This is a genomic window from Mameliella sp. AT18 (assembly GCF_028807275.1).
Taxonomy (GTDB): Bacteria; Pseudomonadota; Alphaproteobacteria; order Rhodobacterales; family Rhodobacteraceae; genus Antarctobacter; species Antarctobacter albus.
In genome coordinates this window covers 1-25,927 of record NZ_JARAMO010000043.1, presented here as the reverse complement: position 1 = coordinate 25,927, position 25,927 = coordinate 1, and the positions used below count along the sequence as shown (strand labels likewise).

The window sequence follows — 25,927 nt, the reverse complement described above, 5'->3', positions numbered from 1 at the left end:
CGGGATCGCCACAAGGACACCCGGTCGATTTTCGTTAAACCAGCCAAATCTGGCCAGAATAAGGTGGAAACGCCGGGATTGTTGACCAGCACAGCCAATCCAGCGGGGTCAAAAGCCAAAGAGGTTGGCCCGCGTGATCGCCTCTTCGACGAAACGGGCCTTGTCGGTCTCGGGCTGCCAGCCCAGCACGTCCTTTGGCCGCGTGTTCACGAAGGGTGAGAAATGCGCCCGGCTTTTCCAGTCGGCCAGCGAGGGGCGGATCACGCCCTGGCGCCGCAGGGCGTATTTCTTGAGCAGGTATTTCATCGCGTCAGAGGCATAAAAGGCGTTCAGATTGCCCGGCACCACGCGGATTTTTGCGCCCAGCGTTTCGTGGATGGCGTTGAAATAGCCTCGGGCCGAGAGCATCGGCTCTCCGATCAGGTTAAAACTCTGCCCTTCCACGGGCGCGTCGATCATTCGCACCAGCCCGTCGGCCACGTCGTCGATCAGGACAAAGGGTAGGATGTTGCGCCCGTGACCCCAGATGCGCACCGCGCCCGCCCCGTGCCAGCGCCCGATGCCCCAATGTTGCAGCGGTCCGCCGTGGCCAACGACGATTCCGGGCCGCGCGATGACCAGCGGCAGACCCCGTTCCCGGTGCAGCTCCATCAACTTGCGTTCGCATTCCGCCTTGGACCGGGCATACAGGTTGCGATCTGTCATGTCCTCGGCAAAGCCCGTGTCCTCGGTGATCTGCACGTTCGGATCGGACATGTCGTAGCTGGCGATGGTCCCGGTGTAGATCAGCCGTTTGACACCGGCCTTTTCGCTGGCCATCGCGATGCGCAGCGCCACGCCGACATCGTTTTTCAGGCAGTCGGCCCAGGTGTCGTCCAGCGACTTGGCGAGGTTGAAGACCACCTCGATCCCCTGCATTGCCTCTGTCAGCGCGTCGCGATCGTGCAGCGAGGCAGAGACGGTTTCGACGTTCTCGGGCAGGTCGGGGAAGGGGCCGGATGTCCCGCGCGACAGCACCCGCACGTCGCGGCCATCCGCGACAAGGCGCCGGGTCAGGGCGCGGCCGATGAACCCGGTGCCGCCGATGACCATCGCCGTCGGTTTCGGGTGCCGGGTCTGCACGGCGGGCGCGGCGGTCGTCAGGACCTCGGGCGGCAGTTTCGCGATCATCGCGTCGATGGTGCGCATGACCTTGACCGCGCTTTCGCCGGAAAAGCGTGCATCCTGCGGCTTGCCCGCGGCCAGCGCGCCATAGATCGCGGCGTTCATGCCCCGAAAGGACAGGCCATACGGATTGCGGGTGTTCAGCGACCGGAGCTGTGTCCATGCGTTCGACAGCCCTTCGCGCCGGTGTTGGCGGGATAGTTCCAACTGTTTCTTCAGCGGGTTGGCCACCAGATCGGCGGCGTTTTCCCGCTCCACCACCAACACGTCCTGCGCGAAGTCCAGCCGCGCCCGGGCGGATGAGCCGCGCAGGGTGACGGAACGGTCGTCGATGGTTTCCACCATCGCCAGCGTAAAGGTGATCTCGATCTGTCCGGCGCGGGCCAGGATGCGAAATCCCTGCGGGCGCGGGTCCTCTCCCGGCAGCTTCACGGGATGGGTCGCATGGGCGTGCAGGATTTCCATGTCACCAAAGAGATCCTGCGCAAAGGCCACCAGGTGCGGCCCCAGTTCCAGCAGCAGGTTTTTCGGCTGCCGCAAGAGCCACAGGTTGAACGGACCCGACCGCAGCGGCGCCAGCGGCAGTGCCCAGGTGATCTCTGCCGAAGAGACACGGCCATAGTCGCCCGCCGCCAGTGCCTCTTTCATGCGGACATAGGATGGCAGGCCAAGAAAGTTGTGCCCGGGGTGGAATTTGCGGTTCGCCTCCACCGCTGTCCTGTGGATGGAATCGGTCTCGTCGCCGGATTCAGCCACAGGTTTTTCCACAAGCACGTGCAGCCCGCCGGTGAGGCACTGAGTCGCGATATCCTTATGTATATTTGGCGGCGTCAAGATGTGGACGGCGTCGCAGGCCTTCGAATCGATCAGCTCGGTGACAGTTGTGAACACCCTAGCGCCAAGCGGCTCGGCCAGCGCGCGGGCGGCGCTTTCGCGCATGTCGCAGACCGCCGTGACCTCGACGCCCGGGGTCGCGCGGAGGGCGTCGGCGTGCCAGTCTGCGATGTAACCGGCCCCGATCAGGCCGACGCGGATGGGGGTGGACATGGGTTAAATCCTCATTTGTATTCAATAATCCGCATTTCAACGCCAGAGAGCCGCCGCGCGTGAAACCGCGCCATGCCGATCAGGTTCGGGAATTTCGACAGGGTCAGCAACAGGGCCAGCCGGTGCGCCTGTCCGGGCGGCAATCCGTCGGCGCGCAGTCCGCGGATCGAGCGGACATGGCTGTAGCCATAGAGCAACAGGACAAGTGCGCTGATCCAGGACGTTGTGAAAAAACCTGCCAGGAAGAGCAGCGGCAGAACCAGGGCAAAGGTCAGGACGCGGCGGCGTTCGGTCCGGAAATACTCCGGGTGCAGATGGCCCACCTGGGCAAACCCGTGGCCCGTGCGGACCGCACGGCGCCACCACTGGCCAAAGTTCAGCATGGCGGCATCGTGGCGCGTCATCTCCAGCGGCAGGCGTTCCAGCTGCCAGCCGGCCTTGCGCAGGCGGGTGCAGAATTCATCGTCCTCTGCGGCGATCACGAGGGGATTCATGCCGCCCACGCCCGCCCAGGCCTCTGCCCGCACCATCATGTCGCCGCCACAGGCCTGGATCGGCCCTGCGGGTCGGTGCCATTCCCAGTCGCAGATCGCGTTGTAGATCGAGGTATCCGGATGGATTTCCGACCGCCAGCCAGTGACGAGACCAAGCTGCGGGCACGTCTCGAGATGCGTACGCGCGGCGTCGAGAAACCCGGGGTGCAGGGCGCAATCGCCGTCGATGAACATGACAATGCGCGGCGCGGTCAGCGCGTCGAACCCGGCGTTCCGGGCGCGGGCGGCGGTAAAGGGCGTGGACATGTCCAGTTCGACAACCTTGGCACCGGCGGCGCGCGCCTCGGCAAGGCTGTCGTCGGTGGAGCCGGAATCGACATAGACGATCTCGCGCGCCTGCCCCTGGACAGAGGCCAGCGCAGCGACCAGCCGCGCGCCCTCGTTCCGGCCGATCAGGACGACATCGACGGGGGTCACGGGCGTTTCCCCCGTGGCGGCGTTCCGGTGGCATAGCCGCTGAACAGCGTCGACAGCCAGCCCGCCTCGCGCGTGATGTTGAATTCGGTCTCGACCTTGGCGCGGCCTTCCAGACCCATCCGCCGGCGCCGCAGGGGGTCCTGGGTCAGGGCCTTGATGGCGTCCCGCAGGCCCTCGGCGTCACCGGGTGCCACCAGCAGTCCCGACGTGCCCTGCGCCACCAGTTCCGGCACCCCGGCGATGCGGGTGGTGATGACCGGAACGTGAGAGGCCATCGCCTCCATCAGGACCACGGGCACGCCTTCGGCGAAACTGGGCAGGACAAAGAGATCTGCCGTCGACAGTGCTTCCGCGACCTCGGATTGCGACTGGTAGCCGGTGAAAGTGACGGGCAGCCCCTGCGCTTGCGCTTCCAGCGCGGCGCGGTCGGGGCCGTCTCCGATGATCGTCACACGCAGTCCGGGCGTGTCGGGGGCAAGCCGGCGCAGCGCCTCGACCAGGATCGGCACGCCCTTGACCCCGGCCAGCCGGCCGACGAACAGCAGATGCGTGCCCTCGCCCGCGTGGGGTGCAGGGGAATACCGGTCGGGATCGACACCGCAATGCACGATGTGAAAGCGGTCCCAATGCGCCTGGTCGGCAAAGCACATCAGCTGTGACCGGCAGTATTCCGAGATGCAGGCGACAAAGGTGGCGCGGGCCGCCTTTTCGTCGATGCGCCAGTGGTGCGGCTCGAAGAAGATGTCCGGCCCGTGGATGGTGAAACTGTAGGGAATGCCCGACATTTCCGAGGCCAGCATGGCCACCGTGCAGGAGGCCTTGGCGATATGGTTGTGCAGGTGGTCGACACCCTGATCGGCCAGGTGCGCGGCCAGCACCCCTGCCTCGAGGAAATAGATCAGGTTGTAGAGCCGGCCTTTCACACCCTTGGGTGCCGTCCGCCAGGCCAGTTTCAGCGCGCCCAGGTAACGGCCCGGTTGGCGCATCCAGCGCAGATGGGCGCGCAGCAGGGTCAGCGGGTTCCTTGCCGCGTCCAGCACCTTGTAGGTCCGGGCGTGTTCCGCGCGCTGTTCCGGGCCGACGAGGTGTTCGGCCCCGGTGGTGCGGATCGAACAGGTCTCGACCTCATGGCCTAGGGCGCGCAGGGCGGCGACCTCGCGCTGGATGAAGGTATCGGACGCGCGGGGGTATTCACCGGTCAGGTAGGCCAGTTTCGGCAGGCTCATCCACGATCCTCCGCCGCGCGGGTCATCAGGTCCTCGAAGGTGTCGGCGTCTTCGCCCGGAAAGGCGCTGCGCATCCGCGTGTTGGGATAGCGGAGCGGCATGAGCCGTGCTCGCAGGATGTTCTCGCGAAAGAGGCCGGGCAGGTTGCCTGAGATTGGTTTCAACAGGCGCACCAGTGCAAGCCAGGCCCCGTAGGGAACCGTCACGTTCAGGCGTGGCCAGCCCAAACAGCGCCTGTGCGCGCGCAGGAACCGCGCGCGCGTGGGGCGATCGTCGTCAAAGACATTGACGATGCCGGGGCCGGGGGTGGACGTGCGCGCGGCCTCGATGGCGATTTGCGCGCAGAGGTCCACATGGGCCAAAGGCAGCTCGCCATGCGACCCGATGGTGACAAAGAGCTTGGAGGCCCGGAACCCCTGCAGCGCGTGCCAGGTCCGCCCCGGTCCCCAAAGCGCGCCGGGCCGCAGGATCCAGCCGTCCTGAAGATCGTCAAGGAACAGTGCCTCTTGCAGGCGCTTGGAGCCGGCATAGGCGTCGCGGGCCTGTTCCGGCGTATCGGGCAGGGGGATCAGCGGCGTGGATTCGCTGACCGCGTCACCGGGCGCCAGCGCGTCGGTATCATAGACGGCAAGAGACGAGATCAGCACGAGGCGTGCGTCACTGTCGCGCCATGCGTCGCGCAGGGTGCGGGTGGCGCTCAGCGTGTCGCGGGCGACTGCCGCCGGATCGTCGCCCAGATGGGCCGCCGCGTGGATGATGGCGCAGTCCTCGGGTAGGGCTGCGCGCAGGCGGTCTGCGGCATCGGGGGCGGTCAGGTCCAGTTGCAGTGGTGTGATCCCCGCGTCCCCGGCCCAATCCGCCGGAAGGCTGTTGCGATAGAGCGCAAGGACCGGCAGGCCCCGGCGTCGGGCCTCGGCCACGCAGGCGCGGCCCAGAAAACCGCCCGCCCCGGTGATGGCAATCGTCATCTGGCCCAAGGCATCGGCTCCATCGGTTCGCAGGTCGTGGTCATGGACTGGGCGCCGGCTGTTTCTCCGGCGTTCTGGATCGCCAGCGTGACCTCTGTCAGGTGCAGGGCAAAATCGTTCGACATGCGGCAGGGGCGCCCCTGATGAAGTGCCTTCAGCACCTCGGCCGGACCCAGCATGAAGTTCATCGCTGCAGCCCCCCATCGCTTGACCTTGGGATGGGTCGGCTGCGGCAGGCGCAGGGTGCGGGGAAAGGGATGTTCCATCAACCGCCGTCGCAGGGTCAGCCGACGCGCGAATGTCACCTTGGCCGCGTTGTCCCAGGCGGCGGCGCATGACAGCACGCCCTTGTCGCCTACGATGCGGATGCGGTGATCGTGCGGCGCAGTGATGGAACAGGTCAACCGCGTGACGGGCCCCTTGTCAAAGAACAGCATCGCCACCGAAAGGTCCGGCGCAAAAGGGCCTGCGCCTTCCTTGTCGGGGATTGTTTCGGCAGAGGCGGCGACCACGGTGCGCACCGGCCCGAACCAGGAAATCAGCCAGGTCAGGTAATAACCTGCGTGTTCCATAGTGCAGCCGGTGCGGAATTCATCTTCGTAGGGCCAGGGGGCGCCGGAGTCCGACAGCCATTTGCGATAGGCGGCTTGCGGGATGAACCCGTCGTCGAGTTCGGCGTAGATGGCGCGGGGCGTGCCAGCGATGCCGGTGCGCAGGGCATGTCCCAGTGTCTGGGCCGCCTCTCCCAGCGCGGAACAGGGGGCAGAGGCCAGCATCAGCCCTTTTTCCCCGGCCAGCGCGTGGAGTTCCTTGGCCTGTTCCAGCGTCATGGCCAGCGGTTTTTCGGAATAGACATGGCGTCCCGCCTGAAGGCAGGCGCGCGAGGTGTCGAAATGGGCATGGGGATTGGTGAGGTTCAGGACCAGCGCCCCGGGCGCACGGTCCAGAAGGTCCGCCAGGCTGGCGCGGGCCGGCAATCCCCAGAAATCACAGAAGGCGCGCAGGCGGTCGGCATCCCGGTCCCAGACCCCGGCGACGGTTATGCTCGGCATCGCGGCCAGCGAGCGCATGTAGAGATCGGCGACAAAGCCACAGCCCAGCAGAACGACCTGCCCGGCCTGCGCGCCCTGACCGGCGCCCGACTCTGCCCTGCTCGACTTCACTGTGCCACCCTTGGCCCGCCTGCGTTGGTGCGAGGATAAAACACCTAAACATGGCCATATTTCGACGTGCACCGGGAAATTGCGGCAGTGCGGCACCAGTGATGTCGAAAAAAGGGAATGTATTGTGGAAAGGTCACTGCGCCTGTCACGGGAACAGGCTATTGCTGCGGGCGGGGGAACAGGGTGCCGTTATGGAATTCCGATTTGGCGATGACACGGTTGTCGTGAACGTGCCGACATGGGCCGTGCTCGAGGCGCGGGTGCGCGAGCGGTTTGCCCGCCGCGCCGGTTTTGCGCTGGCCACGATCAACCTCGATCACATCGTCAAGTTGCGCGGTTCGGACAGTTTCCGCACCATCTACGCGGCACAGGATTTCGTGGTGGCCGACGGGTATCCGATCGTCTGGCTGTCGCGGCTGGCGGGGCGGCCCGTGTCGCTGATCCCCGGCTCCGAGGCGATTCTGCCGCTGGCCCAGATCGCGGCGGCGCAGGGGGTGACCGTGGCGCTGTTCGGGTCGTCCGAACCCGTGTTGGCGGCGGCGGCGGAATACCTCGAACGCGAGGTGCGCGACCTCGAGGTCGTATGCCGGATCGCGCCGCCGATGGGATTCGACCCGGCGGGCCCGGAGGCCGAGGAGATGTTGCACCGGATCGCTGAGTCCGGCGCGCGGCTGTGTTTCATCGCGCTGGGAGCGCCCAAACAGGAAAGCTTTGCCGCCACCGGGCGCCGGGTGGCGCCGGAGGTGGGCTTTGCCTCGATCGGGGCAGGGCTGGATTTCTTTGCCGGCACCCAGCAGCGGGCGCCGAAATGGGTGCGCCGGATCGCGATGGAATGGCTGTGGCGGATGATGCTCAGCCCCGGGCGGCTGGCCGGACGCTATGCGAAATGTGCCCTGGTGCTGCCGGGGCTGGCGGTGCGCGCCATGCTGCTGCGGTTCCGCGACCGCAAGGCGTGACCGGGGGCGGTGGGTGCAAGCACCCACCCTACGGCGTCAGAGCCTGCGGGGCCGTGGGCGTCGCATCATCAGCGTGTCTTTCAATTTCGTCTTGAGTCCGCGCGGCGGCAGCAGTTCCATGTCTCGCTCAAACACGGCGCCGTTCAAGGCTTCATCCCGCATCAGTGCCAGTTTCACCCCCCATTGCGCGGCTGTCTCCGGCGGTAGCCCATCGGGGATGCCCATGCCGGTGGCCAGCGCCCCGGGCAGCCAGTCGGTGAGGACGATACCGGGAAAGCGGTCGAACAGATCGGCGATCAGGGCGCGGGTCAGCACCCTTTGCGCGCCCTTCGACACGGAATAGGCCGCCGAGGCGGGCAGGGGCGCGATGTCGGCATAGCTGGCAACGTTCAGGATGCGCCCTGTCCCGCGCGGCGCCATGTCCTGCAAGGCGGCCCAGGAGCAGGCGTAGACCCCGCCAAGATTGATCGCCAAGCTTTGCCAGAACAGCTCTGGTGTTTCGTCGAAAACATCGCGCTTGGGGTAGACGGCGGCGTTGTTGATCAGCAGGGCCAGCGCCCCGTGGCGGGCTGTGACCTCGGCAATGCCCTGCCGAACCGCCGAAAAATCCGACACGTCCATCGGCAGCGCTGTGAACCGGCCTGCGCAGGTGGCGCCGGTTTCCTCCAGCGCCGCGGCCCGGCGTCCGGTGCCGATCACGGTAAAGCCCGTGTCGCACAGCTGGCGGGCCAGGGCCCGGCCCAGACCGGACCCCGCGCCGGTGACAATGGCAAACCCGTCTGCCGGCGTGATCCGGGTCATCGCTGATCCTCCAGGATGTGGCTGGCCACGCGCAACGCGTTGGCGGCGATGGTCAGGCTGGGGTTCACCCCCATCGAGGTGGGCATGAAACCGGCATCCGCAACCCAGAGGTTTTGCAGGTCATGCGCACGGCCATCGGCGCGGGTGACGGAGCTTGCCGGGTCATGCCCGAAGCGCAGGGTGCCGCAGGGATGGCCCCAGTTCAGTTCCGGCGTCATCGACAGGAACAGGTGCCGGTGCCCGCGCAAGCCCCTGCGCAGCGCCTTGCGAAAGGCGCGGCGGCGGCTGCGCAATTCATCCGACAGCGTATAGGTCACGGCCAGTTTGTCGGGGTTCGCCGGATCGAAAAGCACCCGGTTATGGGCGTAGGGAAAATCCTCCATCAGCCCGACAAAGAGATGCGCATGGCCCAGCATGGTCTTGGCGACGGCGGCCAGGGGACGCGACAGGGCGCGTAGGCGCGGCTGGCCGCGCAGGTCGAACATCCGGTTGAGGAAATGCACCATCTCGCCATAGGACGCGCGGATGCCCATCGCCTGGACCGCGCCCAGCCGCATGTCCTCGCGGTGATAGAAGTCGCGGAACGAAATCGCCTTGGTCGCGCCGCTGTCCGGCACCCCGCGTTTCGGCCAGAGCGCAAAGCGTTCGTCGACATGCAGCATCAGGTTGCACCCGACAAGGCCCGAGGAATTGGCGAGGCCCCTTGGTGCGGCCTCAGAGGCCGAAGCCAGCAGCAGCCGGGGCGAATGCAGGGCGCCGGCGGCAAGGATATAGCGCCTGGCGCTGAGCGTCCGCGTCTCGCCGTCGATGTGGATCTCGGCGCCGGTGATCCTCGTGCCATCACTCATCAGGCGCGTGACCGCGACGCCGGACAACAGATGCGCATTCCCTGTCGCCAGCGCCGGTTCAACCCCGGCAGAGCGTCCGTCCATCTTGCACAGCTTCGGGCACTTTTTGCCCAGGCAGTTCTCACAGCCCTCGACCCGGGCGATGCCGGTATGGGTGCGGTAGGGATGCAGTCCCGCGGCGCGCAGGCTGTCTGTCAAGGCGGCCTCTGCCGCGTGCAGGGGCGGTGGGGCGTCCAGCGGCATCGGCGTCTCGGGCGACAGCGGGTCGGGCGTACCGTGCACCCGGAATTGCCGCGCGGCGCGGTCGTACCAGGGGGCCATTTCGTCAAAACCCACCGGCCAGCCGCCGGTGGGATGGGGCTGTCCCGGAAGGTCGTCCAGATCGTGCCGTTCAGGCCGTTCCAGCGTGGCTGCGTAAAAGACCGAGCTGCCGCCGGGACCGCTGCCCAGAGGGGCAAAGAATTGCGTTTCCACCCCGTCCAGCGAGACATGCAGCGGATCGGGCCAGAGACCGCGCGCGGCGCGGGCCTCGGGGACAAAGACCTCTGTCAGGCCGTTGCGCTCGCTGCGCAGGCCCTCCGCGCCCTTCTCGACGAACAGCACCTTTTGCCCGGCCTCTGCCAGGGCACGGCCCAGCGTGCCGCCGCCCATGCCCGCGCCGATGACGATGGCATCCCAGTCGGTCTCGAACAGAGAGGTCATCCGTCCGAGGCCCCTTGCATCGAGACCTCGGGGATCAGCGGCCGAAAGACCGGCTGCAGGACCGTGCGGATCCGGATCGCGGCGGAATTGGTCAGGTGGTTGTTGTCGAAATACTGGCCCTGCCCGCCTTGCACGGCGGAACAGATGCCATCGGTGCAGAACTGCGGCCAGGTATCGAGGAAGGTGATCACCCCCTGCTCTGCCAGCGGCAGCCAGGGGGCATCCGAAAGCGTCGCCCGCAACACGATGGCATCGGCGGGCACGCTGGTCTCTGTCCGCGCGGGCGCCGCCAGGGGCAGGCCCGCATGGGCGGCCTCACGCGCCGCGAGACGGCTGTTGTAAAGCGGGATTTCCGGCGGCTGGCGAAGGACATGGACGCGGGACACATGGCGGCGCAGCTCTGCCACCGTGTCGCGCGCGGCCTCTGCCAGCAGCAGCGGCTGTGTCACCTTGGTAGATACGGGCCGGTCCGTGGGGTGCAGCGCGATCCTGTCATGCGCGTTCAGGCCGACGCCCTGTCCGGTGGCATAATAGGCCCACCGTCCGATGAGCAGGATGGAGTCAAGGTTGTCGAGGGCGGGCAGGGCCTGGCGGATCTGCGTGTTGGCCTGGGTGCAGGCCATGTCCTGCGCGGCGGTGGCGGCGCTTTCGACCTTGCGCAGCCCGAACAGGGGCGCGCAGCCGGCGCGCCAAACGAGGATACCGGGCACCTCGGCCTCATGCGCGGCGATGTCCAGCCCCTCTTTCATGGCGCGTACATGGCTGTCCCCCCAGACCAGCAGGCGTGGCGCGCCCTCCGGCCCGATCGGACAGACCTCCAGCCCGTCGAGCGGGCCGTCATCGGGTATGGTGCAGCGGCTCCAGTCCTGGAGGAAGTCGCCCGAGGCGGCGATATGCACCCGTGCCTCTGGCCCGAACCGGGCAGGCAACCCGTCGCCTTTGAACAGCACGGCCCCCAGCGCCAGCGCGGCGGTGGAGGCCAGCGCAACGCCCCCGAAGACAGTGCGCCCGGACAGCGCGCGGGCATGGCGCACGGGCTGTTCGACAAAGCGCCAGGACAGCCAGGCGAGACCGAAGGACAGCGCCATCCACGCCAGCGATTCCGGCAGGCCCATATCCCCCCGCAGCGAGGTGGCCAGCGTGTAGACCGGCCAGTGCCAGAGGTAGAGCGAATAGGAAATCAGCCCGATCATCCGCATCCAGGGATGGGTCAGCAGCCGATTGACCGCACAGGCCCCGGTGCCTGATGACAAAAGCAGCACGGTTCCCAGCACCGGCGGAATCGCCAGCACGCCGGGAAACAGCGGCCCCGCCGGAATGAAGCAGATCGAGGCCAGCACCATGACCAGCCCGACCGAGGACAGCGCCGGGTGCCCACGCCAAGTCGCGCGGGTTTCATGCCCCCAGATCGCCAGCAGGACGCCGGACAGCAGCTCCCAGGCGCGGAACGGGAAGAGGTAGAAGGTGGCCGTGTGCGACAGCGGCGTGACCAGAACGCAGGCGGCCAGCGACACAGCCCAGCAGGCCATCAGCACGCCGATCACCCCCCAGCGCCAGCGCGCCAGAAGGACAATCGCCAGCGGCAGGAAGATGTAGAATTGCTCCTCGACCGCGAGCGACCACGTATGCAGGAGCGGCTTGTCTTCGGACGCGGTGTCGAAATAGCCCGCCTGCCTGAAGAACAGGACGTTCGACAGGTAGACCGTGGAGGCGATCACCGCCTTGCCGTATTCGCGGAACTCGAACGGCAGCAGCAGGATCCAGCCCAGCGCGGTGGTGACCAGCAGCATGGCGAAAAAGGCGGGGGCAAGGCGGCGGAAACGGCGGATGTAGAAACTCGGCAGGCTGATGCGGCCCGTCGAATCGTATTCGCGCCAGAGGATGCCGCCGATCAGAAAGCCCGAGATGACAAAGAAGATGTCGACGCCCACGAAGCCGCCCGAGAGCGGCAGGCCGAAGTGGTAGAGCACCACGGCAAGCACGGCGAGAGCGCGCAGCCCGTCGATGTCCCCCCGGTAAGGGAGAGGCATATGCGCAGGCGCGCTCATGGCTGCGGGTGTCCTCGGCCAAGGGGCGGGAGCGTCATCTTCGTCCTTCCGGATTCTCCGGGTTTTGCGCACTCTGCGGTCAGAGTGTTGCCATACTCCTTAGGATACCGCATTTCAGGGCAGGAATATGGCGGATCGCGGGTGTTGGATACCGGAATGGCGGAAAATCTGATCTCGGCCCAGGTGCCGGACTGGTCGCGTGAGCGGATCGAGCGGTTCTGGGAACCGGGCAAGAAGATGATCCGCGCGGTCCGCCGTTACCAGGCCTGGCGCGGACGCGGCCCGCTGGGACGGGTGGTGGCGCGATACTGGGTGCTCAACCACTGGTTCTGGTCGCTGCTGTGCCAGAGCGAGCTGCACCTGACGACCGAGATCGGCGGCGGGCTGCGCCTGACCCATCCGACGGGGATCATCGTGCACCCGGAGGCGCGGATCGGCGTGAACTGCATGATCTTTCACCAGGTGACGCTGGCGGGGCCGGTGGTTCTGGGGGGGCACGTCGACGTGGGTGCGGGGGCCAAGCTGATCGGGCCGCTGACCGTGGGCGATCACGCGGTGATCGGTGCCAACGCGGTGGTAACACGGGATGTGCCCGCCGGGGCAACCGTGGCGGGGGTTCCGGCAAAGGTGATCTCCGGGCCGGATTGAGCGGACGAGGTCAGGGGGGCGAACGGCGAAAGCGCAGGGTGTCGGCGCTGGTCGTCTCGGGATCGGGCCGAAAGCCGGATTTTTCCAACACGCGGGCGGAGGCTGGGTTGGCACGGTCGACGCCGGCGAGAAGCGTGATCCGGGCGGTTCCGTCGAGATGTGCCGCGAGGCCCTGTACCAGTTCGGTTGCATAGCCTTTGCCCCAGGCCTCTTCGGCGAAGAGATAGCCAAGGTGCGTGCAGTCCTCGTCGCCTTCGGGATCGGAAAACAGCATGAGCAGGCCGATCAGGGTCCCGTCGGTTTCGACCAGCCAGACGTCCGACACGGCACGGCGCGCGGCGATCCAGTTGGCGATCTGCCCTTCTGTCTCGTCCAATTGAACCGAAGGCGGCAGAGGCCGCAGGACGGGTGGCGTGAGGATCTGGGCGAGGCGTTTTTCAAGTGCCGGGCGGCTGGCGGGATCGTCGAGCGCCGCCTCCCAGGGCGTGACACGCAGCCGCTCGGTGGCGAACCCGGTCAATAGCCCAGCCCGTCGAGCGGGCGCCCGTCGAGCAGGGCGCAGTAGACGTCGATGGTCTTTTCGCCCTTCATCGCCCAGGGGAAATAGCCGTCGGCGTAGGATTTCGCGCGGGCTGCGGTGACGGCCATGTTGCCCGGCACCTCGGCGCAGGCTTCCATTTCCAGGCGGAATCCCTCGACCATGCGGTCGAAGCTGCCCATTTCGACTCGGGCGCCCCGGCCATGATCGGCCAGGTCGCCGGGGGCGCCGTAATTCGCCACGATCACCTGGCAGCCGCAAGCCATCGCCTCGATCACCACACCTGCACCCAGCTCTCGGATCGAGGGGAAGACGAAGGCGTCGGACTGGCGCATCATCTCGGCCACCTCTCCCTGGCTCTTGCGGCCATGCATCGTGATGCAGTCCTGCAGCCCGTGTTCGGCAATCAGCGCCTCCATCCTCGCGCGTTCCGGCCCGTCACCGACGATATGCAAATGATGGCGGCGCAGCGCTTCGGAGGCGGCAAAGGCGCGGATCGGCAGTTCGGGCAGCTTGTAGGGAACAAGGCGGCCCGCATAGAGAAAGTCCAGCCGCCCGTCACCACGGCTGCCCGCAGGCGCGGCGCCTTTGGCGTGAAAGATGGCAGGGTCAAAGCCGATCTCGGGGAAGGAGACGATGCGCGCATCCTCGACCCGGGGCAGGTCGGCACGGGTATGGGAAAAGGCGCAGAGCACGGCGGCGGCATCGTCGTAGGTGCTGCGCGCGTAGGGCAGGTACTTGTAGAAATTCCGAAGCTTGCGCAGGCCCTCCTTTTCGCGCGCCTGTTCGGCGGCGAAGGCGCGCGGCCAGTCGAGGTTGCCGTTCAGGGGCCCGATCACGAAAGGCTGTCGCACCTTGTGCGCCAGCCAGCTGGGCAGGGTGGGCGACATCGGCGTGATGCGGTGCACGATGTCGAAACGTCCGGCCTTCAGGTCATCGCGGAAGTGTTTCCAGACGCCCCGTTCGAAGGCGAGGTAAGGCAGGTAGTTGAAGATCATCGAGGTCGACCAGCCGACCTCTTCGCCGCCGCGGATCAGCCTGGCCAGCTGGTACATGGGAGAGGCGATCCACTCGTTGTCGATATAGACCACGGGCACGGGCGGCCCGTCCTTCTCGATGTTCTCGCGGTTGCGGACATGGGTGGCCACGGTCACATCCGCCAGCTTTCCGATCTCCAGCGCGTACTTGTAGCCGACGATGGGCAGCGACGGCCATTCCGGGTTGCATTCGTCGGCGACCAGCAGGACGCGGGGTCTTTGGGGCATCTTGGACCTTTCTAAATCGCCGTGCGGCGCCGCAGGGGGGCGGCGCTGGCGGCCTGGTGCCGCCTTGGGGTGGCTTCACGCAGGCGCTCGGCGTAGCCGGTCAGCGCGCCGGCGATCAGCCAGGTCAGCGGCGTGAGCGTTGCATTGGGGATCATGTCGGCCACGTTGATCGCCAGCATCAGCGAGAGCGGCCCGACAAAGGGGGATACGGCATCCGCACGCTGCCTGGACATCGCGCGCCAGATCAGCACCAGTGGCCAGAGCAACAGGCCGAATTGCGCCAGGAACCCGACCCAGCCATAGGTGCCGATCGAGACGATCCAGAACCCGTCGGTCACGGTCAGGATGGCGCCGCTGAATGGATCCAGGATGTGATTGCGCCCCCAGCTGCCCCAGCCGAAGACCGGCTTTATATAGGCGCGTTCCAGCAGCGTGTCCTCGTTCTGGAAACGGAAGCGCAGCGATCCGGCCCGGTCCGGGTCGATCTTTTCCGCCTGGGCCAGCATCTGTTCCTGCGGCACCAGGTCGGCGCCCTTCAGGATCGGGTAGGCCAGGGCGACCGCGCCGATCAGCAGCGCGATGCGCAGTTGCGTCCGAGGCGCCAGCAGGACCACAAGCGGCACCAGCAGAACCATGAATATCAGTGCCCCCAGCGACTTGGCCATGACCAGAACCAGGGTCAGGTAGCCCGCAACGGCCAGCGCCTTGATCTTTCCCGCGCCCTCGTGCCAGCGCCACAGCGCCCAGGCCGAGACGACAGAGGTCATCAGGAAGAAGGCGACCCAGATGCCGTGGTAGAGGAACACGATGGGGCGATAGCCGCCAAAGCGGATGGTCTGGGCAAAGAAATGTTGGAAATAGCCATAGACCCAGTTGTTGAGCTGGGGCGAGACGCGCATTTCCAGCAGCATCAGCGGCGTGTAGATCAGCCCACCCACGACCAGCGCGCGCAAGAGTTCCCGCATCGCCCCGCCAGAGGCCAGGTGCTGGCGGCCCAGAAGGAAGGGCAGCACCATCAGGAATTGTTCCAGCACCAGTGCCGCCGCATCCTTGAGCCCCAGCGCGGGCAGGCCGATGATGCCGAAATAGATCGGCTCTCCGTTGTTGAGCACCGTCATCACGGGCGAGAAGACGAAGGTCAGCAAAAGCACCTTGCCAAGACCCGACTGCGGCAACAGGGGGCCGCCCGTGTCCTTGCGCCACAGGGTCAGGGCAAAAGCCATCAACGCCGGGATATTGTGCTTGTCCAGGGGCGGCATCATCGGAAAGTCGAAGACCGCGGGCGGTTCCGGCAGGAACAGGTAACACAGCATCAGCGACCAGATGATCGCACGATCGAGGCGCAGCCGTGACATCATCACGGCTACGAAGATCGGGCTTGCCGCCAGTGCAAGGAAGGCGATCTGGTTGGGCATGGTCGCTTTGCGTTTGGGCGCGGGATGCGCTGGGTCTCATTGTGACCTAGCGGTGGGCTGGGGCAAAGTCGCGGCTGCAATGCAGCAAAACAGTGAAATCCGACACAATTCGGGCCCTGTACCCAAATTGGCGCGGAACGGTCGTAAAAACGCCAGTTTCTTCTATCATTGTCTTGTCAACGCCCGCGCCAGGAAGGAGCTCATGGCCCGCGACACCCTCCGCATCGCCTACCTGTGCGATATGTCCCCATTGGACCGGAACCTGTATTCCGGCGGAAATGCGCGTATTTTCGATGCGTTGCGGACCCATGCGGGTGAAGTCACGGTGTTGCCGCAGACCTGGGCGGGGGCAGAACCCCTGCGCCGCCTGATCCATGCCATGCCGGAACGGGTGAACCTGCGCGCGCGCTGGCGCACACATTATGCCTTGCGCCATGTGATCGCGCGCCCGATCGAGGCGGAGCTGCGTCGGGGGGGCTATGACGTGCTCTTCGGGGCCTATGCACTGCACGCGCTGGCGGGGGTGCGAGTGCCTTCGGACATGGTCGCGGCCTTCACCTCGGACGCGACGCAGACGGTCTACCGCGAATCCGAGGTCGGGCAGGCGCATGAACGGGTCTTCAAGCTGGGCCGCTTCCTGGATGACTGGGTCGAACGGCAGGAGCGCGAGGCGCTGGCGCGGGCCGACCTTCTGCTGTGGCCGTCGGAATGGCTGCAGAAGGCAGTGGAAACCCGCTATGGCATCGCGCCGGACCGCAGCCGCCTGGTGCCCTGGGGCGGCAATATAGCTGACCCGCCGCCGCCCGCCCCACGCAGCCTGCGCCGGGGAGAGCCCGTGCGCCTGCTGGTGATCGGGCGTGACTGGTCGGCCAAGGGTGGGCCGGTGGCCTTTGACACGATGATGGCGCTGCGGGATGCGGGTGTGGACGCGCAACTGACCGTGATTGGCTGCGTCCCGCCAGAGAACAATTTCAACCATTTCGTTACCGTGCACCCGCAGCTGAACAAGGCGGTGCCCGAGGAACAGGCGATCTTTGACCGCGCGCTGGCAGAGGCACATTTCATGGTCATGCCGTCCTTTGAATCCTACGGGTTTGCCTTTTGCGAGGCCGCAGCCCACGGCCTGCCAGCCCTCTGCCTTCGGGTCGGGGGCGTGCCGGTTCGCGACGGGATCACCGGCCATGCCTTGCCGCCGGGGGCAGAGGCCGCGGATTTCGCGGGCAACATCCTGTCCTATCTGGATGCGCCCGACAGCTATGCCCGGCTCAGCCGCGCGGCGCGGGCCGAGTACGAGGCGCGGCTCAACTGGGATGCCTGGGGGCGTCGGACCGCGACGCTGTTGCACGAGGCGGTGGCGCGCAAACGCGATGCCCGCGCGGCCCGGAGCGCCTGACACTCTGGGCCGCCGCTGGTGCTGCGGCGCGGCATGTGCTACCTCACACCCCGAGTCTTTCCCAAAGCCCGATGCGGCCGGAGCACATCATGTCCCCCCTCACAGATCACGGTTTGGCCGTGCAATCCCGCCTTTCGCAGGCCTATGGGCTAAGTCCCGACGCCGTCCTGTCGATGATGGATGCGGTCAGCCGTGGCGGCGGGATGCAGGCGCAGTTCAACGTGCCGGAGCTGGGCGGCATGGGCCAATGGCAGTCCGGCGGCATGACGATGGTCGGTGACATGTTCAACACCGGGTTGCAGAACACGGTGAACAATCTCTGCGGCGAGATCGCCAATGCCTACTATCAGGGCGCCTTCTACCAGCCCGCGCCGCAGCCGCAGGGCAGCTGGCAGGGCCAGCAGCAGGGCGGTGCCTCGATGACATTCTCGGGCGGCAGTTTCGGCTCCTGGTGGCCGTCGGACCTGGGCCAACCCTCGTCGCAGGGCTCGCAGAACAACCTCAGCTACGCGATCTTTCCGCAGTCGCGGCGGCTGGCGGTGAACCTGAACGGGCAGGTGACGGTCTATGACACCGGCGACCACCTGATCGGCGGCGTCGGGCAGCAGCAGTCGGGCGATGCCAGCTGGACCTTCACCAGCCAGTACGGGACGGTCTACCTGAACCAGCTTCCGGTGGTTTCGGGGGCGGGCTCCGCGCCCGAGCCGTCCTTTGTCCAGCCCGAGCCGGCGCCCATGCAGCCAGAGCCGGTCTACCAGCCAGAGCCTGTTTCCCAGCCCGATCCGGCCCCTGCGCCGGTTCAGCAGGGCGGCGATTCCGACCAGATCTTTGCCGCGCTGGAAAAGCTGGGCAGTCTGCGCGACATGGGCATCCTCAGCGAGGACGAATTTGCCGCGAAGAAGGCGGAGTTGCTGTCGCGGTTGTGAGGAAAGGTGCCGCGAAGTCCGGTTCGAGCCCAAACCTCCAAGACCTAGCACCTGCAGCGAATGAAGGTTATCATACCGCCTATGGATAGTGGGGCCAGCTTTCAAATGCTATGAAGCTGGCAGAAACGCACCCAACATGTTGATCATCGCGATGTTCCAAGCGTTAGCCTTCCGATTGGTTGTGGCTTTTTTGACTTTTTTTGCTGCACACGAGAGCCGCGCTGAGTCGATTGACGTCATCTGTTCCAATATGTCGGCTTTGAATTCTCCATTCGTTTTCCTTTTGGCAAGGCACTTGGATTTCGAACCGAACGTTGCCATTAACCCGAGTCAAAGCGAGATCGTGGCCGGTGGCGACGTGGGAACGGTTCGTCTTGTCATCTCAGGCCGTAGCTACAATGACGTTCTTGCTTGTACAGATGCGCTCAAGATTGAACGAGTTGTCCTTGAGCGTAGAATTCGAACACTCCGCAAGCGATTAGGTAAATTGGGAGAACCCATTTTCCCCGGAGCACCGCGAGGTACAGTGACCTCGCTTGGAGAGGCTGTAACAGTCGAAGGCGTGCAACTCTTTATCAGTGTCTCAGTAGACGACGATGCAATCGCGGCAACTGAAGCAGTTCTACAAGCGCAAAATCTGAACAGTCAGACATGCTGGTCTGACGCCGCTTGTTTGTCCGCAGTAGAAGCATATTGGTCGAACGCGGTAAAATAAAGACCAAGGCTTTGTCGACAGCGAATGCGCTCCTGAAAGCAGTCTTTACGAGGAGTTCTTTAAACGTCCATTGCGTCCGCAATTCGGTCGTTGCCGGCACATCCATCACGGACCTCGTATTACCCCCCACAGTCAGTGCATTCTGGTCTTAAACCGCCCATCTAACTGGCCCTATCCGGCGCTCCATCCCGCCAGTAGATTGCCCCTCAACCGCCGGCGCCTTCTGCCGGCGCCTTTGCCTTGGGAGCGCGGCTTATGAAAATGACCACCGAAGAAGCCTTCGTGAAGGTGCTTCAGCGTCACGGGATCGAACATGCCTTCGGGATCATCGGCTCGGCCTTCATGCCGATCTCGGACCTGTTCCCCAAGGCGGGCATCATGTTCTGGGACTGCGCGCACGAAGGCTCGGGCGGGTTCATGGCCGATGGCTATACCCGCGCCTCGGGCAAGATGAGCATGATGATCGCCCAGAACGGGCCGGGCATCACCAATTTCGTCACCGCCGTGAAAACCGCCTACTGGAACCATACGCCGCTGTTGCTGGTCACGCCGCAGGCCGCGAACAAGACCATCGGGCAAGGCGGGTTCCAGGAAGTCGAACAGATGAAACTGTTCGAGGACATGGTCGCCTACCAGGAAGAGGTCCGTGATCCCTCCCGCATCGCCGAGGTGCTGACCCGCGTCATCGCCAAGGCCAAGCTCGCCAGCGCGCCGGCGCAGATCAACGTGCCGCGTGACTACTGGACGCAGGTCGTCGACATCGAGATCCCCGAGCCGATCCTCTTTGAACGCTCCTCGGGGGGCGAAAACTCGGTCGCCGCCGCCGCCGCGTTGCTGTCGGAAGCCAGGAACCCGGTGATCCTGAACGGTGCGGGCGTCGTGCTGTCCGAGGGCGGTATCGCCGCCTCGATGGCGCTGGCCGAGCGGCTGGAGGCGCCCGTCTGCGTCGGCTACCAGCACAATGACGCCTTCCCGGGTGGGCACCCGCTGTTCGCTGGTCCGCTGGGCTACAATGGCTCCAAGGCAGGGATGGAACTGATCAAGGAGGCGGACGTGGTGCTGGCGCTGGGCACCCGGCTGAACCCGTTCTCGACTCTGCCGGGCTATGGCATGGACTATTGGCCCAAGGACGCCAAGGTGATCCAGGTCGACATCAACCCCGACCGCATCGGCCTGACCAAGAAGGTCAGCGTGGGCATCATCGGCGATGCGGCCAAGGTGGCGCGCGGCATTCTGGACAAGCTGGCCGATACGGCGGGTGACGAAGGCCGCGAGGCGCGCCGGGCCAAGATCGCTGAGACGAAATCGCGCTGGGCGCAGCAACTGACCGAGATGACCCACGAGGACGACGATCCGGGCACCAGTTGGAACCAGCGCGCCCGCGACGACAAACCCGACTGGATGAGCCCCCGCATGGCCTGGCGCGCGATCCAGAGCGCGCTCCCGCGCGAGGCGATCATCTCGTCCGACATCGGCAACAACTGCGCCATCGGCAATGCCTACCCGTCCTTCGACGAGGGGCGGAAGTACCTTGCGCCGGGGCTGTTCGGCCCCTGCGGCTATGGCCTGCCCTCGATCATCGGCGCCAAGATCGGCTGCCCGGACGTGCCTGTGGTGGGTTTTGCGGGCGATGGCGCCTTTGGCATCTCGGTCACCGAGTTGACGGCCATAGGGCGCGGCGAATGGCCGGCGATCACGCAGGTCGTGTTCCGCAACTATCAGTGGGGCGCGGAAAAGCGGAACTCGACCCTGTGGTACGACGACAATTTCGTCGGCACCGAACTGGACGAGGGCGTCAGCTATGCCGGCATCGCCTCGGCCTGCGGTCTGAAGGGCGTCATCGCCCGCACGATGGACGAGCTGACCGCCGCGCTGAACCAGGCGATCACCGACCAGATGGAAAACGGTGTGACCACGCTGATCGAGGCGATGATCAACCAGGAACTGGGCGAGCCCTTCCGCCGCGACGCGATGAAGAAACCGGTGGTGGTGGCCGGAATCGACCCCGCCGACATGCGCCCGCAGACCCCGGCCAAAGCGGCGGAATGATGGGTGACCCGGCGAGAGGGGACGTTCTTGTCCTGAACGTCGGGTCCTCCTCGATCAAATGCGTGGTCTTCGACGCCGTGCTGCACGAGGTGCTGCGCGGCGGTGTGGACGGGATCGGCCAGCAGGCGGTGCTGCGCATGGGCGTCCTGCGCCAGCCGGTGACGGCGCCGGATCACGGCGCCGCTTTGTCGGTGGTGCTGGACGCGCTGGAGGCGCAGGGCGTTGCGCTGACCTCTTTGCGGGTGACCGGGCACCGCGTCGTGCATGGCGGGCCGAACCTGGCCGACCCCTTGCTGGTCACCCCCGAGGTGCGCGCAGAGATTGCCCGTTGCGCACCGCTGGCGCCGCTGCACAACCCGCATAACCTGGCGGCGATAGAGGCCCTGGCCGCGCAGGCACCCGACCTGCCGCAGGTGGCCTGTTTCGACACCGGCTTTCACGCCAACTGCCCCGAGGTTGCGCAGCGCTATGCGTTGCCTCCCGACTGTGCCGAGGCCGGTATCCGGCGCTACGGGTTCCACGGTCTCAGCTACGCGGGGATCGTCACGCGGCTGGAGGCGCTGGCCGGCGTCCTGCCGGAACATGTGCTGGCCTTTCACCTGGGCAACGGTGCCTCGGCCTGTGCGATCCTGCGCGGGCGCAGTGTGGCAACGACGATGGGCTATTCCCCCACCGATGGGCTGACGATGGGCACGCGGTCCGGCAGCATCGACCCGAACGCCGTCCTGCGGCTGGCCGGGGAACGCGGGGTGGAGGGCGCGCGCGACCTGCTGAACAACCGGGCCGGGCTGGCGGGACTGTCGGGAGGGATCTCGGACATGCGGGCGCTGGAGGAAAGCGATGCCTCCGACGCCGCCTTTGCCATCGCGCATTTCACCTACTGGGCGCGGCGCCACGGCGGCAGCCTGATCGCGGCGATGCAGGGGCTGGACGCCGTCGTCTTTACCGGCGGCATCGGCGAGAATTCCGCACGGATCCGGGCCGAGATCCTCGACGGTCTGGGCTGGGCGGGGGTTTGCTATGAGGCGGACAAGAACGCGCGCAACGCCCCGCGCCTGCATGGCGATGGGTCAGCCGTCACCGCCTGGGTGCTGCCCGCCGAAGAGGAACGGGTCATCGCGCGCGCGGCGCTGGACCTGGTGCAGGCATGACGGGTCAGTCCAGCGCCAGGGTCACCGCCGTAGCCGCCACGATGTCCTCTGCCGTGGCGCCGCGCGACAGGTCGCAGACCGGTTTGCGAAAGCCCTGCAGGATCGGCCCCAGCGCCTGCGCGCCCGCCAGTTCCTGCACCAGCTTGTACCCGATGTTGCCAGAGTCGAGATCGGGAAAGACCAGCACGTTGGCATCCCCTGTCCCCATGCCCTTCTTCGTTGCGATCCCGGGGTTCAGCGCCGCATCCGCCTGCACCGGCCCCGCGAACCCCGTCAACTCTGCCGCCGCACGCACCTTGTCCACGCTGTCACCCGCGCCGCTTGCGCCGGTGGAAAAGGACAAGAGCGCCACCCGCGCCTCTCCCAGAAGCGCCTGTGCGGTGCGTTCGGACGCCCGTGCGATGGCGGCCAGCCCTTCGGCATCCGTCGACAGGTTCACCGCGCAATCGGCAAAGATCAGGGTACGCCCGTCCGGCATCAGCATGGCAAAGAAGGAAGACGGCAGGCTGACGCCCTCGGCCAGGCCGATGGCGATCGAGGCCGCCTCGATCACCCGCCGCGTCGGCGCATCGGCGCCCGCCACCATCGCCTCGGCCTCACCGGCGGCGACCATCGCGGCGGCGCGGTACAGTGGGCGGTCCAGCATTCGACGGGCCAGGCTTTCCTTCATGCCGCGCGCCTCGACCAGCGTGGCGATCATGGCGTCACCCGTCGGGATCAGGCCGATGGGGTCCGCTAGCCCCTCGGCGCGCAGCCTGCCACAGGCCGCTGCCACGCGCGGTTCCTCGAGCTCGGGAAAGACGACACGCGCCCGCCGCGCCCGCGCCCGGTCAAAGGCCCGTTCCAGGAATGTCATGCCGGTTGTCCTCCGCCCGTTTGCCTTGGTGAGTTTGGCGTGCGGCAAGGGCAAAGATCAACGCGTCTCGGAGGGAATGCAGGCCTTGGCAGGCGGCGGATTTCGGGAAAATCATCCGCTTAGGCGAGAAAATATAGAACCCGGTTGCGCGTGCTTGCGGAGCGGCAGAATTGATATACGAATGATGCATCAACTTGCGCGCCCGTCAGACGGCGTCAGAGGGAGGGGACATGGCACAGCCTCGGGTTGAGACATCGCCGAGGGTCTCGGACGAAGTCCGCAAGACCACCTGCTACATGTGCGCCTGCCGCTGCGGCATCAACGTGCACATGAAGGACGGCAAGGTTGCCTATATCGAAGGCAACCGCGATCACCCGGTCAACAAGGGTGTGCTCTGTGCCAAGGGTAGCGCCGGGATCATGCAGCACAACGCGCCTTCCCGCCTGCGCGCGCCGCTGAAGCGCGTCGGCCCGCGTGGCTCGGGCCGGTTCGAGGAAATCAGCTGGGACGAGGCGCTGGACACCGCGGTCGGCTGGTTGAAACCCCTGCGCGAAACCGCGCCCGAAAAGCTGGCCTTCTTCACCGGGCGCGACCAGAGCCAGAGCTTTACCGGCTGGTGGGCGCAGGCCTATGGCACGCCCAATTTCGCCGCGCATGGCGGTTTCTGTTCCGTCAACATGGCGACGGCAGGCATCTACACTATGGGCGGCGCCTTCTGGGAGTTCGGCGCACCCGATTGGGAGCATGCCAAGCTTTTCCTGCTGTTCGGCGTGGCCGAAGACCACGACAGCAACCCGATCAAGATGGGGATTGGCCGGCTCAAGAAACGCGGCGCCAAGGTCATCGGGGTGAACCCGATCCGCTCGGGCTACAACGCCGTCGCCGACGACTGGATCGGGATCACGCCCGGCACCGACGGGTTCTTGATCCTCTCACTGGTGCATTGCTTGCTCAAGGCCGGGCGGATCGACCTCGATTACCTGGCGCGGTTCACCAATGCGCCGGTCCTGCTGGACTGCGACCCGAAATCGCCCGATCACGGCCTGTTCCTGCGCGACGCGGACGGCAAGCCACAAGTGATCGACCGCGCCACCGGCAAACAGGTGGCCTGGGACACGCCCGGCATCATGCCGGACCTGACCGGCCATGCCCGGCGCGCGGGGGTCACCCATACCTCGGTCATGCACCACATCGCGGAACACTACCTCGATCCGCAATATGCGCCCGAAGCGGTGGCCGACCGCTGTGGCCTGACCCCCGAGCGTATCCGCGCGCTGGCCGCCGAACTGGCCCGCGCGGCCTTCGACGATCCGGTGGTGATCGACCGGCCCTGGACGGATTTCCGGGGCGACAGGCATGACCGCATGGTGGGCCGCCCGGTGGCGATCCACGCCATGCGCGGCATCTCGGCCCATGCCAACGGCTTCCAGACCTGCCGCGCCCTGCACATCCTGCAAATCCTTCTGGGTGCGGTGGAGACCCCCGGCGGGATGCGGTTCAAACCGCCCTACCCAAAACCCGCAGAGGCCCACCCGCGCCCGCACGCACGGGCCAGGCCCGGCCAGCCGCTGAACGGCCCCCACCTCGGCTATCCGAAGGGGCCGGAGGACCTGGCGCTGTCGGATGACGGTTTGCCGCTGAGGATCGACAAGGCTTTTACCTGGGAAAACCCGCTGTCGGCGCATGGGCTGATGCACATGGTGATCTCCAACGCCCACGCAGGCGATCCCTACCGGATCGACACGCTGTTCCTCTACATGGCGAACATGGCGTGGAACTCCTCGATGAACACCGCCGGTGTCATGGAGATGCTGACCGACACGGATGAAAACGGCGACTACAAGATCCCGCACATCATCTACTCGGATGCATACTCATCCGAGATGGTCGCCTATGCCGACCTGATCCTGCCCGACACGACTTACCTGGAACGGCACGACTGCATCTCGCTGCTCGACCGCCCGATCTCGGAACCGGAGGCCGCGGCGGATGCCATCCGCTGGCCGGTGGTGGAGCCGGACCGGGACGTGCGCGGCTTTCAATCGGTGCTGCTGGACCTCGGCGCGCGGCTGGGCTTGCCGGGCATGATCGACGAGGACGGCGCCCCGACATACGCCGACTACGCGGATTACATCCAGAACCACGAGCGGCGCCCGGGCGTCGGCCCGCTGGCGGGCTGGCGCATGTCCGACACCGGGCTGACCCACGGGCGCGGCAGCCCCAACGCCGCGCAGATCGACAGCTACATCGCCAACGGCGGCTTCTGTACGCTGCACATCCCCGAAGAGGCGCAGTATTTCAAACCCTGGAACCGTGCCTACCAGGACTGGTCGGTCACGACCGGGCTCTGCGATACAGCCGCGCCCTACCTCTTCCAGCTCTACGTCGAACCCCTGCGCCGCTTCCAGCGCGCTGCCGAAGGCCACGGCGACCAGCAGCCGCCGGACCACCTGCGCGACCAGATCAAGGGCAAACTCACCCCCCTGCCGCTCTGGTACGCGCCCGACGCGGGCAGTCCCGACACATACCCGGTCCATGCCCTGACCCAGCGCCCGATGGCCATGTACCACAGCTGGGGCAGCCAGAACGCGTGGCTGCGGCAGGTGCACGGGCACAATCCGATGTACCTGCCCTCCCGGCTGATGCAGGAACACAGGCTGCAGGATGGCGACTGGGCGCGGATCACCTCGCCGCACGGGGAAATCATCGTTCCGGTGATGGAAATGGCCGCGCTCAACCCGAACACGATCTGGACCTGGAACGCCATCGGCAAGCGAAAGGGGGCCTGGGCGCTGAAACCCGGCGCTCCCGAGGCGACGAAAGGCTTCCTGCTCAACCACCTGATCCACGAGCTGCTGCCCCCCAAGGGCGACGGGCTGCGCTGGTCCAACTCCGATCCGGTCACGGGCCAGGCCGCATGGTTCGACCTGCGCGTGCGCCTCGAAAAGGCCGAGGCTCCCCCCGAAGAAAGCCGGCCCGCCTTCGACGCGGTCGCCTCTCCTGTCGGCCAAGGGCCGGACCAACTGACCTGGCAGAGCAAGACCTGATGCTTCTTTGGTTTCAAAAATACCTCGGGG

The 25,927-nt window shown here is 66.2% G+C and carries 20 protein-coding genes; 8 read left to right on the top strand and 12 right to left on the bottom strand.

Going from position 1 to position 25,927, the window contains the following annotated elements; translation table 11 throughout:
- Positions 1 to 108 precede the first annotated feature (108 nt).
- From PVW46_RS05760 to PVW46_RS05740, 5 genes are read right to left on the bottom strand one after another with little or no spacing between them, the layout of a single operon-like run.
- Positions 109 to 2,211 (bottom strand): NAD-dependent epimerase/dehydratase family protein, encoded by a 2,103-nt coding sequence (locus PVW46_RS05760; RefSeq protein WP_069210460.1) that lies wholly within the window; start codon positions 2,209 to 2,211, stop codon positions 109 to 111.
- Between the two features lie 11 nt (positions 2,212 to 2,222).
- Positions 2,223 to 3,182 (bottom strand): glycosyltransferase family 2 protein, encoded by a 960-nt coding sequence (locus PVW46_RS05755; RefSeq protein ID WP_069210461.1) that lies wholly within the window; start codon positions 3,180 to 3,182, stop codon positions 2,223 to 2,225.
- Complete coding sequence (locus tag PVW46_RS05750) at positions 3,179 to 4,408, bottom strand: glycosyltransferase family 4 protein (RefSeq protein WP_043140319.1); 1,230 nt, start codon at positions 4,406 to 4,408, stop codon at positions 3,179 to 3,181. Before PVW46_RS05750 ends, PVW46_RS05755 begins: the two co-directional genes overlap by 4 nt.
- Entirely contained in the window at positions 4,405 to 5,376 is a 972-nt protein-coding gene (locus PVW46_RS05745; RefSeq protein ID WP_274575160.1) for an NAD-dependent epimerase/dehydratase family protein, read from the bottom strand. The genes PVW46_RS05750 and PVW46_RS05745 overlap by 4 nt, the downstream gene beginning before the upstream one ends.
- Positions 5,373 to 6,539: a Gfo/Idh/MocA family protein gene (locus PVW46_RS05740; protein ID WP_139132367.1), complete on the bottom strand. Its 1,167-nt coding sequence runs from the start codon at positions 6,537 to 6,539 to the stop codon at positions 5,373 to 5,375. Before PVW46_RS05740 ends, PVW46_RS05745 begins: the two co-directional genes overlap by 4 nt.
- 191 nt (positions 6,540 to 6,730) lie before the next feature.
- Here PVW46_RS05740 and PVW46_RS05735 point away from each other — a divergent pair, with 191 nt between their 5' ends.
- Positions 6,731 to 7,495, top strand: a complete 765-nt coding sequence (locus tag PVW46_RS05735) for a WecB/TagA/CpsF family glycosyltransferase (protein ID WP_069210463.1) — start codon at positions 6,731 to 6,733, stop codon at positions 7,493 to 7,495.
- A gap of 36 nt (positions 7,496 to 7,531) precedes the next feature.
- Here the strand turns inward: PVW46_RS05735 and PVW46_RS05730 are convergent, their stop codons facing one another.
- From PVW46_RS05730 to PVW46_RS05720, 3 genes are read right to left on the bottom strand one after another with little or no spacing between them, the layout of a single operon-like run.
- Entirely contained in the window at positions 7,532 to 8,296 is a 765-nt protein-coding gene (locus tag PVW46_RS05730; RefSeq protein ID WP_069210464.1) for an SDR family oxidoreductase, read from the bottom strand.
- Positions 8,293 to 9,846, bottom strand: coding sequence for a GMC oxidoreductase (locus PVW46_RS05725; RefSeq protein WP_069210465.1), 1,554 nt, complete (start codon positions 9,844 to 9,846; stop codon positions 8,293 to 8,295). Before PVW46_RS05725 ends, PVW46_RS05730 begins: the two co-directional genes overlap by 4 nt.
- Entirely contained in the window at positions 9,843 to 11,894 is a 2,052-nt protein-coding gene (locus tag PVW46_RS05720) for an acyltransferase family protein (protein ID WP_069210466.1), read from the bottom strand. The genes PVW46_RS05725 and PVW46_RS05720 overlap by 4 nt, the downstream gene beginning before the upstream one ends.
- Positions 11,895 to 12,050: 156 nt before the next feature.
- Here PVW46_RS05720 and PVW46_RS05715 point away from each other — a divergent pair, with 156 nt between their 5' ends.
- Entirely contained in the window at positions 12,051 to 12,542 is a 492-nt protein-coding gene (locus PVW46_RS05715) for a serine O-acetyltransferase (RefSeq protein ID WP_069210467.1), read from the top strand.
- Positions 12,543 to 12,552: 10 nt separating this feature from the next.
- Here the strand turns inward: PVW46_RS05715 and PVW46_RS05710 are convergent, their stop codons facing one another.
- Genes PVW46_RS05710 through PVW46_RS05700 form a run of 3 tightly spaced genes read right to left on the bottom strand, consistent with a single transcriptional unit; the run spans position 12,553 to position 15,760 of the window.
- A complete protein-coding gene (locus tag PVW46_RS05710) occupies positions 12,553 to 13,062 on the bottom strand; it encodes a GNAT family N-acetyltransferase (protein WP_069210468.1) in 510 nt (169 codons plus the stop codon).
- Complete coding sequence (locus PVW46_RS05705) at positions 13,059 to 14,345, bottom strand: glycosyltransferase (protein ID WP_069210469.1); 1,287 nt, start codon at positions 14,343 to 14,345, stop codon at positions 13,059 to 13,061. Before PVW46_RS05705 ends, PVW46_RS05710 begins: the two co-directional genes overlap by 4 nt.
- Positions 14,346 to 14,356: 11 nt before the next feature.
- Positions 14,357 to 15,760 (bottom strand): hypothetical protein, encoded by a 1,404-nt coding sequence (locus PVW46_RS05700; RefSeq protein ID WP_069210470.1) that lies wholly within the window; start codon positions 15,758 to 15,760, stop codon positions 14,357 to 14,359.
- Between the two features lie 202 nt (positions 15,761 to 15,962).
- On the opposite strand from PVW46_RS05700, the gene PVW46_RS05695 reads away from it, so the two are divergent.
- From PVW46_RS05695 to PVW46_RS05675, 5 genes are all read left to right on the top strand, one after another.
- Positions 15,963 to 17,153 (top strand): glycosyltransferase family 4 protein, encoded by a 1,191-nt coding sequence (locus tag PVW46_RS05695; protein WP_069210471.1) that lies wholly within the window; start codon positions 15,963 to 15,965, stop codon positions 17,151 to 17,153.
- A gap of 89 nt (positions 17,154 to 17,242) precedes the next feature.
- Positions 17,243 to 18,079, top strand: a complete 837-nt coding sequence (locus PVW46_RS05690; protein ID WP_069210472.1) for an SHOCT domain-containing protein — start codon at positions 17,243 to 17,245, stop codon at positions 18,077 to 18,079.
- A 136-nt stretch (positions 18,080 to 18,215) separates the two neighbouring features.
- Complete coding sequence (locus PVW46_RS05685) at positions 18,216 to 18,794, top strand: hypothetical protein (RefSeq protein ID WP_139022576.1); 579 nt, start codon at positions 18,216 to 18,218, stop codon at positions 18,792 to 18,794.
- A 255-nt stretch (positions 18,795 to 19,049) separates the two neighbouring features.
- Positions 19,050 to 20,843, top strand: coding sequence for a sulfoacetaldehyde acetyltransferase (gene xsc, locus PVW46_RS05680; RefSeq protein WP_069210473.1), 1,794 nt, complete (start codon positions 19,050 to 19,052; stop codon positions 20,841 to 20,843).
- A complete protein-coding gene (locus PVW46_RS05675; protein ID WP_338020521.1) occupies positions 20,840 to 21,994 on the top strand; it encodes an acetate/propionate family kinase in 1,155 nt (384 codons plus the stop codon). Before xsc ends, PVW46_RS05675 begins: the two co-directional genes overlap by 4 nt.
- Positions 21,995 to 21,998: 4 nt before the next feature.
- Here the strand turns inward: PVW46_RS05675 and PVW46_RS05670 are convergent, their stop codons facing one another.
- A complete protein-coding gene (locus PVW46_RS05670; protein ID WP_069210475.1) occupies positions 21,999 to 22,850 on the bottom strand; it encodes a phosphate acyltransferase in 852 nt (283 codons plus the stop codon).
- 230 nt (positions 22,851 to 23,080) lie between these two features.
- Between PVW46_RS05670 and PVW46_RS05665 the strand changes: the two genes are divergently transcribed.
- Complete coding sequence (locus PVW46_RS05665) at positions 23,081 to 25,897, top strand: molybdopterin oxidoreductase family protein (protein WP_069210476.1); 2,817 nt, start codon at positions 23,081 to 23,083, stop codon at positions 25,895 to 25,897.
- Positions 25,898 to 25,927: the final 30 nt, after the last annotated feature.

Coding starts and splice junctions, on each gene's coding strand:
- PVW46_RS05675 (WP_338020521.1), top strand. CDS start 20,840: ATGATGGGTGACCCGGCGAGAGGGGACGTTCTTGTCCTGAACGTCGGG.
- PVW46_RS05665 (WP_069210476.1), top strand. CDS start 23,081: ATGGCACAGCCTCGGGTTGAGACATCGCCGAGGGTCTCGGACGAAGTC.
- PVW46_RS05745 (WP_274575160.1), bottom strand. CDS start 5,376: ATGACGATTGCCATCACCGGGGCGGGCGGTTTTCTGGGCCGCGCCTGC.
- PVW46_RS05725 (WP_069210465.1), bottom strand. CDS start 9,846: ATGACCTCTCTGTTCGAGACCGACTGGGATGCCATCGTCATCGGCGCG.
- PVW46_RS05690 (WP_069210472.1), top strand. CDS start 17,243: ATGTCCCCCCTCACAGATCACGGTTTGGCCGTGCAATCCCGCCTTTCG.
- PVW46_RS05750 (WP_043140319.1), bottom strand. CDS start 4,408: ATGAGCCTGCCGAAACTGGCCTACCTGACCGGTGAATACCCCCGCGCG.
- PVW46_RS05715 (WP_069210467.1), top strand. CDS start 12,051: ATGGCGGAAAATCTGATCTCGGCCCAGGTGCCGGACTGGTCGCGTGAG.
- PVW46_RS05720 (WP_069210466.1), bottom strand. CDS start 11,894: ATGAGCGCGCCTGCGCATATGCCTCTCCCTTACCGGGGGGACATCGAC.
- PVW46_RS05735 (WP_069210463.1), top strand. CDS start 6,731: ATGGAATTCCGATTTGGCGATGACACGGTTGTCGTGAACGTGCCGACA.
- PVW46_RS05670 (WP_069210475.1), bottom strand. CDS start 22,850: ATGACATTCCTGGAACGGGCCTTTGACCGGGCGCGGGCGCGGCGGGCG.
- PVW46_RS05705 (WP_069210469.1), bottom strand. CDS start 14,345: ATGCCCCAAAGACCCCGCGTCCTGCTGGTCGCCGACGAATGCAACCCG.
- PVW46_RS05700 (WP_069210470.1), bottom strand. CDS start 15,760: ATGCCCAACCAGATCGCCTTCCTTGCACTGGCGGCAAGCCCGATCTTC.
- PVW46_RS05685 (WP_139022576.1), top strand. CDS start 18,216: ATGTTGATCATCGCGATGTTCCAAGCGTTAGCCTTCCGATTGGTTGTG.
- PVW46_RS05730 (WP_069210464.1), bottom strand. CDS start 8,296: ATGACCCGGATCACGCCGGCAGACGGGTTTGCCATTGTCACCGGCGCG.
- PVW46_RS05695 (WP_069210471.1), top strand. CDS start 15,963: ATGGCCCGCGACACCCTCCGCATCGCCTACCTGTGCGATATGTCCCCA.
- xsc (WP_069210473.1), top strand. CDS start 19,050: ATGAAAATGACCACCGAAGAAGCCTTCGTGAAGGTGCTTCAGCGTCAC.
- PVW46_RS05760 (WP_069210460.1), bottom strand. CDS start 2,211: ATGTCCACCCCCATCCGCGTCGGCCTGATCGGGGCCGGTTACATCGCA.